The organism is Mesorhizobium sp. M7A.F.Ca.CA.001.08.2.1, from assembly GCF_003998455.1.
GTDB lineage: Bacteria > Pseudomonadota > Alphaproteobacteria > Rhizobiales > Rhizobiaceae > Mesorhizobium > Mesorhizobium ciceri.
Genome location: NZ_RZPW01000190.1, coordinates 1 through 9085, shown reverse-complemented (window position 1 = coordinate 9085; position 9085 = coordinate 1). Strand labels below are relative to the sequence as shown.

Here is a 9085-nt window from a genome sequence, read left to right as displayed (position 1 = left end):
ATGCAGGCCGTAGCGGCCATAGTCGCGGATCGGCTGATGGCGCTTCCAGCCGGAATATTTCTGGCCATGCCGCCAGTTGTTGCGCTTCACGACGACGACCTTCTTCTTGTAAACGCGCTTCCTCACATCGCTGTGGTGGCCGGGCTTCTGCCAGTCGACCTGACTGTAGTTCGACTGCGGCGCGTTCGGCGCATTCAGCGGTGCGGCCTGGCCGGTGAGCGACGTGGCGGCCAGCATCGAGAAAGCGAGTGCGGAAAGGACGATGCGTTTCATGAGAAGTCTCCTTGGTTGTCGATATCGAAGCAGTAGCTGCCCATCGATGAACCGAAACTGAACGCACGCATTACAATTATGTAATGGATTCCTTGATTTACCCAAGGAAGCTGAACATGATCGCAAAGGCAGGAGCCAGTCGCACCGCAAACTCGGCCTATCCGCCGCTTCGCGCCCGCCCAGCAATGCAACCATTTGCGCGTCCGTCCATTTTCCGACACCGCCTGTCGCGCGGCAACGGCCCTTGAAATCGACAAGATTTTATTATCCGGCTAAAATATTCGAGGTATTATAAGTCACCGCCATGAACATGATTCGTTCCCTCGTTTTTCCTTCTGATCGCCACGCAAAACAGGGCGGGCGCCCTGTTTGCATGCGGGGGACGAAATGAGCGGGTCCGTCGTCCTACTGCATCTGGCCGGCGCCGTGGCGCTGATGCTGTTTGCCACCCGCATGGTGAAGACCGGCGTTGAACGCGCCTATGGCGACGTGCTGCGCCATCGCCTCCGCGCCACCATGCGCAATCCGATCATGGCGGTGCTGGCCGGCACCGGCCTTGCCATCGCCCTGCAGAGCTCCACCGCCGTCACGCTGCTGGTCGGCTCCTTCGCCGGCTCTGGCATCGTCTCTGGCGCCGCGGGTCAATTGGCAGTGCGCGGCGCCGAAATCGGATCGGCGCTGGTGGTCAAGCTGCTGACCTTCGACCTCACCTTGCTGGTGCCGCTGTGCCTGATCACCGGCACGGTCATGTTCATGGCCACCGAGCGGCGCGACTGGCGCCAGTCCGGCCGCATCCTGGTCGGCATCGGCCTTCTGATCCTGTCGCTGGAGATGATCGGCCAGGCATCGGAGCCCCTGCGCAACAGCCAGCTCATGCCGGTCATCATCAACTACTTCTCGACCGATTCCATCACCGCCTATCTGCTGGCGGCACTGATCACCTGGCTGTTCCAGTCGAGCATCGCGGCGGTGCTGTTGATGGCGACGCTGGCAGGCCGTGGCCTGATCACGCCCGAACTTGGCGTCGTTCTCATCCTTGGCGTCAACCTCGGCTCCTCGATCATCGCGCCGATGCTGACCCGCTCGTCGAGCCCCGAAGTGCGCGTCGTGCCGATCGGCAATCTCCTGATGCGCGGGCTTGGCTCGCTGGTCATGCTGATCCTTGTCATGATCTTCAGGCCGCACTTCGCCTTTCTCGGTTCTACGGCGGCGGACCAGATCGTCAATGCCCACATCCTGTTCAATGTGCTGATCCTGCTCGCCGGCCTGCCGCTGGCAGGCTTCGTCTACCGCGCTTCGGAGAAGATCGTCGCACTTGGCACCAAGCCCGTGCCGGCCGCCTCGCTTGACGTCGTCGAGCTGTCCGCACTCAACGAAAGCGCGCTCGACGTGCCGAGCCAGGCGCTGGCCAATGCCACCCGCGAGGTGGTGCGGGTCTGCGAGACGATCGAGATCATGCTCAAGCGTATCATCGAACTCTATGAGAGCGCCGACGCCGACAAGATCAAGGCGCTGGCCGCACTCGACGACCGCGTCGACCGCAAGCACGCCGCGATCAAGCTCTACCTCGCCAAACTGACCAGGAACCCGCTGACCGAGGACGAGGCGCTGCGCTGCCAGGAACTGATCGGCGCCTGCGTCAAGCTCGAGCAGGTCGGCGACATCATCGTGCGCAACATGCTGGTGCATGTGAAGAAGAAGTTCGAGCGCGGACTGGAATTCACCGACGAGGGCTGGGCCGAGCTGTGCGCCTTCCATGGCTCGGTTCTGGCCAATGCGCGGCTTGCCTTCAACGTTCTGGTGTCGCGCGATCCCGAGACCGCCCGTCAGCTGGTGCTGGAAAAGGACCGGCTGCGCGACCGCGAAAAGGAAACCAGCGCCAGCCATTTCGTGCGGCTGCGCGACGGCACCGCCAAGAGCGTCGAAACCAGCTCGATCCATCTCGACACCATCCGCGACCTGAAACAGATCAATTCGCTGCTGGCCTCGATGGCCTATCCGGTGCTTGAAGAGCGCGGCCTGCTGACGGGGTCGCGGTTGAAAGCGAGCTGAAGAATAGCAATCCCCCACGGGGCCTCCGGAGAGAGAGGAAGGGAGCGCGCTTGGATAGGTTCGCGCGCTTCCTTTACCCCGGCCATCTCCCCCACAAGGGGGGAGATTGGCGCTTCACCGCCTCGCCCCCACTGAAGAAAACCTAAACTCGCGACAAAAATTTCTGGATTGCCCGCAAAGCCCATCCGTGGTTTGAGGCGCTTCCAGCTAAGGCTTCCCCATGTCGCTTCCGCTCATCGCCCTGTTCATCGCCGCCTTTGCCTTCGGCACCACCGAATTCGTCATTGCCGGCGTGCTGCCGCAGGTGGCGCAAGGCCTGGGCGTCTCGGTTCCCTCCGCCGGCTATCTCGTCTCCGGCTATGCCGGCGGCATCGCCATCGGCGGCCCGCTGCTGGCGCTCGCCACCAAGTCATTGTCGCGCAAGAGCCTGCTGCTAGGCCTCGCCATCGCCTTCACCATTGGCCAGGCGGCTTGCGCGCTGGCGCCCGATTTCACCTCGATGCTTCTGTTGCGCATTGCCGTGGCGGTCGCGCATGGCGCCTATTTCGGCGTCGCCATGGTCGTCGCCGTCGGTCTCGTGCGCGAGGACCAGCGCGGCATGGCTGTCGCCGTCATCCTGTCCGGCCTCACCGTCTCCAACGTCATCGGCGTGCCGGCCGGCACCGCGATCGGCAACATCTGGGGCTGGCGTGCGACTTTCTGGGTGATGTGCGCGCTGGGTGTCGCGGCAACGCTTGCCATGGCAGCCCTTTTGCCGCGCACCACCGGCTCATCGGCCAAGCCCGCCGGTTTCGCCCGCGAGGTCCGCGTGCTGGCCCGCCAGCAGGTCTGGACATCGCTGATCCTGATGCTGATGCTGATGATCGGCCAGTTCGGCCTGTTCACCTACATCACCCCGACACTGCTGGAAGTCACCGGTCTCGACGAGAACCTGGTGCCGTGGGTGCTGCTGCTCAACGGCGTCGGCGCAACCCTTGGAGTCTTCCTCGGCGGCAAGCTCTCCGACTGGAAGCTGATGCCGTCATTGATCACCATGCTGGCCCTGCAGGCGGTGACGCTTGGCGTGATCTATGCCGTCAGCCCCTATCCCCTGCCGATGGTTGTGGCGATCGTCATCTGGGGCGGTCTCAACTTCGCCATCGGCACGCCGATCCAGACCCGCATCCTGGCCTGGACGGCAGATGCTTCCAACCTCGCTTCGTCGCTCATTCCGTCCGGCTTCAATGTCGGCATCGCGCTGGCCGCTTCGTTGGGCGCCGCGATGCTGAACAGCGGCTATGGCTACCGCAGCCTGCCGCTGCTCGGCGCCATCGCCATGCTGGTCGCCGTGGCAGTGGCGCTCGCCTCTTATGTCTGGGAAGGGCGCAGCAACGCCACGCCGCCGCTGACAGCCCCAGCCGAGTAGATCACGATCCGGAAAAGTGGACGCCGGTTTTCCGAAAAGATCGTGATCAACCAAAAACACTTCACCCGCGCCAGCGCAGCAGGCGCATGGCGTTGGCGGTGACCAGCACGGTCGCGCCGGTATCGGCCAGGATCGCCGGCCACAGGCCGGTGATGCCCAAAATGGTGGTGACCAGGAACACCGCCTTCAGCCCCAGCGCCACGGTGATGTTCTGGCCGATATTGGCCATCACCGCCCGCGACAGTTTCACCATACGCGCGACGTCCATGACGCGGCCGTGCAGGATCGCCGCGTCCGCGGTCTCCAGCGCCACGTCGGTGCCGCCGCCCATGGCAATGCCGATATCGGCGGCCGCGAGCGCCGGCGCGTCGTTGATGCCGTCGCCGACCTTGGCAACCTTGAAACCCTCGCGCTGCAATTCGCCGACGATGCGCTGCTTGTCCTGGGGCAACAGCTCCGCCCGCGCCTCGATGCCGAGCGAAGCGGCGATGGCTTGCGCCGTGCGGCGGTTGTCGCCGGTCAGCATCACTGCGCGGATGCTCTCGGCCTTCAGCGCCGCGATCCCGGCCGCAGCATCCGGCCGCGGCTCGTCGCGCATGGCAATCAGCCCGGCCACCACGCCATCGGCGACGAGCACTGACACCGTCTTGCCCTGGCCGTTGAAGCTGTCGACGGCGAGGCGCTGCGCTTGCGTCATGTCGGCGCGTTCGCCCGCCGCCTGGCCGGAGCCGAGGAAGACGGCGACGCCGCCAACGCTGCCCTCGACACCCTTGCCCGAGATTGCCTTCGCCGCGAGAGCCGGCGGCACCGGCGCCTTGTCGGCCTTGGCCCGGTCCAGGATCGCCATCGCCAACGGATGGCTGGAGCCCTGCTCCAGTGCTGCCGCCAGCGCCAGCACGGTGCGTTCATCCCTTCCATACGCCACGATGTCGGTGACGACAGGCTTGCCTGCGGTCAGCGTACCGGTCTTGTCGAAGGTGACCGCCGTGAGCCGGCGAAAGCCTTCCAGCACCGCACCGCCTTTCATCAACAGGCCACGCCGCGCGCCGGTCGCCAGGCCCGCGGCGATCGCCGCCGGGGTCGAGATGACCAGCGCGCAGGGGCAGCCGATCAGCAGGATCGCAAGGCCCTTGTAGATCCATTCGTTCCAGTCGCCGCCGGCAAGCAGCGGCGGCAACAATGCCACCAGCGCACCGACCGCCAGCACCGCCGGCGTGTAGGTGCGCGAGAAGCGGTCGATGAAGCGCTCGGTCGGCGCCTTGGCCTCATGCGCCTCCTCCACCAGCCGCACGATTCGGGCGATGGTGTTGTCGGAAGCGGCCGCCGTCACCCGCACCTTGAGCACGCCGTCGATGCTGATCGTGCCGGCAAAGACGGCGTCAGCGACGCCCTTGCGCTTGGGCGTGCTCTCGCCGGTCACCGGCGCCTCGTCGATTTCGCTCGCGCCCTCGATGATCTCGCCATCGGCCGGGATGCGGTCGCCCGGCCGCACCAGGATGATGTCGCCGACCGCAAGGTCTTCGGCGGGACACTCCGATGTGCCGCCTGCGCGCTCGACCAAGCCCGTCTTCGGCACCAGATCGGCAAGTCCCTGGATGCTCGCCCGCGCCCGGCCGGCGGCGACACCCTCCAGAAGCTCGCCGATCAGGAAGAGCACCACCACGGCGGCGGCCTCTTCAGTGGCACCGATCATCACGGCGCCTATCGCCGCGATGGTCATCAGCATCTCGATCGAAAACGGCGTGCCGGCCAATGCCGCCATCAGCGCGCGCCGTGCGATCGGCACCAGGCCGACCAACAGCGCGGCCAGGAACACCCCGCGTTCCGCCACCGGGAACAGATGGCCGATGCCGTATGCGGCGAGAAGCGCTGCCGCGCAGGCGAGCGTCAGCACCGCCCGGCGGGAACGCCACCACGCCTGCCCCGTCTCGGAATGGCCATGATCGGGATCGGGATCGTGGATCGCATGATCGTGGCCTTCATGGTCATTGTGGACGTGATCGGCGTGCGCCTTGTCTGACATCGGCGATACATGTGCCTCGGCCCTGACGATGCCGTAGCCGAGCCGAGCCACCTGCTGCAGCACCTTGTCTTCCGGCAACGCGCCGCCATGGCTGACCGTCATGCTGGCACCGGTCACCGAAACCGAGACATCGGCGACGCCGTCTAGGCGACGCACCGCCGTATCGATCTTGGTTGCGCAAGAGGCGCAATCCATGCCGCCGATCTTGAACCGCGTCTGCCTTATTTTTACCTGGTCGAGGGGCGCCGTCATCACATCACCTGTCTGTCTTGCCCGCGCGGCGTCGCCGCATGGGTCTTGAACGCTGATGTCAGGCACTGTAATTGCTCTAGTCACTAGAGCTTCAAGAGGCAATTCATGTTTTCGATCGGTGATCTCTCGCGCCGCACCGGGGTCAAGGTGCCGACCATCCGCTACTACGAGCAGATGGGCCTTGTTGCCGCACCCGAGCGCTCGGAAGGCAACCAGCGCCGCTATTCCAGGCAGGAGCTGGAGCGGTTGGCCTTCATCCGCCACGCCCGCGATCTCGGTTTCGCCGTCGAGGACATCCGCTCTCTGATCGATTTGAGCGGCCACCCCGAGCAACCCTGCGGCCACGCCGACAAGATCGCCGAGGAGCAACTGATCTCGGTGCGGGAAAAGATTGCCCAGTTGAAGCGGCTCGAGGCCGAGCTCGAACGCATCGCCACGTGCTGCAATGGCCAGACGGTCGGCGACTGCTACGTCATCCGCGCGCTGTCGGATCATGCGCTGTGCGCCGATGAGCATGGTTGAGATACATCCTACAGCTCGATCCGGAACCGCAAGCTTTCTGCTCCGCCATAGGCGGCGTCCTCGAAAAAGCGTTCGACGAGCTTGCCGCCATTGGCCAGGATCACCTTGTGCGAGGCCGGATTGCCCGGTTTGGCGGTGATCTCGACGTGAGCCAGGCCGACCGCCCTCGCCTCCTCCAGCATCAGGCGCAGCGCCTGTGTAGCGTAGCCGCGCCGCCGCTTCCACGGCACCACCGCATAGCCGATATGGCCGAGCACATGCGGCGGCAGGTCCGACGTGCCCTTCTGCCAGCGAAAGCCGATCGAGCCCGACGCCTCGCCGTCCCAGATCCAGCGGCGGAAGCCTGGCAGGCGCGGCACCTTTTTGCCGTCGGGCAAGGTGATCGGACCGCCCCTGGCCTGGGGATCATCGAGGTCGGCGAGAAAAGCCACGGGATCCCTTTCGATTGCCGCAAGCTGCTCGCGCGTCGCTTCCAGCAATCGCACATTGTCCGGCGACCAGCCGCGTTCGAGTGCCGCCTTGTAGGACGGCAGATGTTCGAGCGCGGGTTTGACGATTTCGATCATGGTGCACCGGTGCAGACGCGATGCCCACAAAATAGCATGCTTGACCAGGGAGGCACGGTCCACCAAAGCGCGGCCCCATACGACAAAGGCCGCGCTCCCATCACTGGAAACGCGGCCCTGGCGTTGTGTCCTTGGGAGGACCGGCGATCCGGCGCGGCCGCGCCGGAGCACCTTTAGCGATCTCAGGCGATGTCGAAGCGGTCGGCGTTCATCACCTTGGTCCATGCCGCAACGAAATCCCTGGTGAATTTCGCCTTGGCGTCCGCCGACCCGTAGACCTCGGCAAGCGCGCGCAATTGGGCGTGCGAGCCGAAGATCAGGTCGGCACGGGTGCCGGTCCACTTGACCGCCTTGGTCTTGCGGTCACGCGCCTCGTAGACTTCGTCGGAGCCGGCGGCCGGATCCCAGACCGTGTTCATGCTGAGCAGGTTGACGAAGAAGTCGTTGGTCAACGTACCCGGCCGGTCGGTGAACACGCCGTGCTTCGAGTTGGCCGTGTTGACGCCGAGCACACGAAGACCGCCGACCAGCACCGTCATTTCGGGTGCGGTCAGCGACAGCAATTGCGCCCGGTCGACCAGCATGGCTTCGACCGACATCGGCTGCTTGCCCCTGACATAGTTGCGGAAGCCATCGACTTTCGGCTCGAGCGCGGCAAAGGAATGGACATCCGTCTGTTCCTGTGAAGCATCCATGCGACCCGGCGTGAACGGCACCTTGGCCTCGTGGCCGCCATCCTTCGCCGCCTTCTCGACAGCGGCGACACCGCCGAGAACGATGAGGTCGGCCAGCGAGATCTTTTTCCCGCCGGTCTGTGCCGCGTTGAACTCCTTCTGGATGGCTTCCAGCCTGGCCAGCACCTTCGACAGTTCCGCCGGCTGGTTGACCTCCCAATCCTTCTGCGGCGCCAGCCGGATGCGTGCACCATTGGCACCACCGCGCTTGTCGGAATTGCGGAACGTCGAGGCCGAGGCCCACGCCGTCGAGACCAATTCGGAAACCGACAGGCCCGATGCCAGGATCTTCGCCTTCAGCGACGCAATGTCCTGCTCGCCGACCAGTTCGTGGTCGACCGCGGGGATCGGATCCTGCCAGATCAGTTCTTCCTTGGGCACGAGCGGGCCGAGATAGCGAACGACCGGACCCATGTCGCGATGGGTCAGCTTGAACCATGCGCGGGCAAAGGCGTCGGCGAACTGGTCCGGATGCTCATGGAAGCGCCGCGAGATCTTCTCGTAGGCCGGATCGACCCGCAGCGCGAGATCGGTCGTCAGCATGGCAGGCGCGCGGCGCTTGGACGGATCGTGGGCATCCGGCACGGTGCCGGCACCGGCGCCGCCCTTCGGCGTCCACTGATGGGCGCCCGCAGGGCTCGTGGTCAGCTCCCATTCGAAGTTGAACAGATTGTCGAAGAAGTTGTTGCTCCACTTGGTCGGCGTCGTGGTCCAGGTCACCTCGAGGCCCGAGGTGATGGCATCGCCGGCGATGCCCGTGGCATGCTTGCTCGACCAGCCGAGGCCCTGCGCTTCGATGCCGGCGCCTTCCGGCTCCGCACCCACAAGCGAAGCATCGCCGGCGCCGTGGGTTTTGCCGAAGGTGTGGCCGCCGGCGATCAGCGCCACGGTCTCCTCGTCGTTCATGGCCATGCGGCCGAACGTCTCGCGAATATCGCGTGCCGAGGCCAGCGGATCCGGCTTGCCGTTCGGCCCTTCCGGATTGACATAGATCAGACCCATCTGGACGGCGCCGAGATGGCCCTGGAGTTCGCGGTCGCCGGAGTAGCGCTTGTCGTCGAGCCACTTGGTTTCCGAACCCCAATCGACGTCCTGCTCGGGTTCCCAGACGTCGGCGCGGCCGCCGGCGAAACCGAAGGTCTTGAAGCCCATCGATTCCAGCGCGACGTTGCCGGTGAGGATCAGCAGGTCGGCCCAGGAGATCTTGCGCCCATATTTCTGCTTGACCGGCCACAGCAGCCGGCGCGCCTTGTCGAGA

7 protein-coding genes are annotated in these 9085 nt (G+C 65.1%); 3 read left to right on the top strand and 4 right to left on the bottom strand.

Going from position 1 to position 9085, the window contains the following annotated elements; all coding sequences use genetic code 11:
• On the bottom strand, positions 1 to 273 hold a 273-nt coding region (locus EN914_RS13750; RefSeq protein WP_127389125.1), incomplete at its 3' end, for a hypothetical protein.
• A 387-nt stretch (positions 274 to 660) separates the two neighbouring features.
• On the opposite strand from EN914_RS13750, the gene EN914_RS13745 reads away from it, so the two are divergent.
• Together EN914_RS13745 and EN914_RS13740 are read left to right on the top strand one after the other, a co-directional pair.
• On the top strand, positions 661 to 2325 hold the full coding sequence (locus EN914_RS13745) for a Na/Pi cotransporter family protein (RefSeq protein WP_013530146.1): 1665 nt from the start codon (positions 661 to 663) through the stop codon (positions 2323 to 2325).
• A 220-nt stretch (positions 2326 to 2545) separates the two neighbouring features.
• Entirely contained in the window at positions 2546 to 3730 is a 1185-nt protein-coding gene (locus EN914_RS13740; protein WP_024505485.1) for an MFS transporter, read from the top strand.
• 61 nt (positions 3731 to 3791) lie between these two features.
• On the opposite strand, the gene EN914_RS13735 is transcribed toward EN914_RS13740, so the two are convergent.
• Positions 3792 to 6005 carry a heavy metal translocating P-type ATPase gene (locus tag EN914_RS13735; protein WP_024505484.1) on the bottom strand — a complete coding sequence of 738 codons (2214 nt, stop codon included), beginning with the start codon at positions 6003 to 6005 and terminating at the stop codon, positions 3792 to 3794.
• A gap of 105 nt (positions 6006 to 6110) precedes the next feature.
• Between EN914_RS13735 and EN914_RS13730 the strand changes: the two genes are divergently transcribed.
• Complete coding sequence (locus tag EN914_RS13730; RefSeq protein ID WP_013530143.1) at positions 6111 to 6527, top strand: helix-turn-helix domain-containing protein; 417 nt, start codon at positions 6111 to 6113, stop codon at positions 6525 to 6527.
• An 8-nt stretch (positions 6528 to 6535) separates the two neighbouring features.
• Here the strand turns inward: EN914_RS13730 and EN914_RS13725 are convergent, their stop codons facing one another.
• Complete coding sequence (locus EN914_RS13725; protein WP_024505483.1) at positions 6536 to 7093, bottom strand: GNAT family N-acetyltransferase; 558 nt, start codon at positions 7091 to 7093, stop codon at positions 6536 to 6538.
• 182 nt (positions 7094 to 7275) lie between these two features.
• The coding region (katG, locus tag EN914_RS13720; RefSeq protein ID WP_127389124.1) for a catalase/peroxidase HPI at positions 7276 to 9085 on the bottom strand (1810 nt) is incomplete at its 5' end.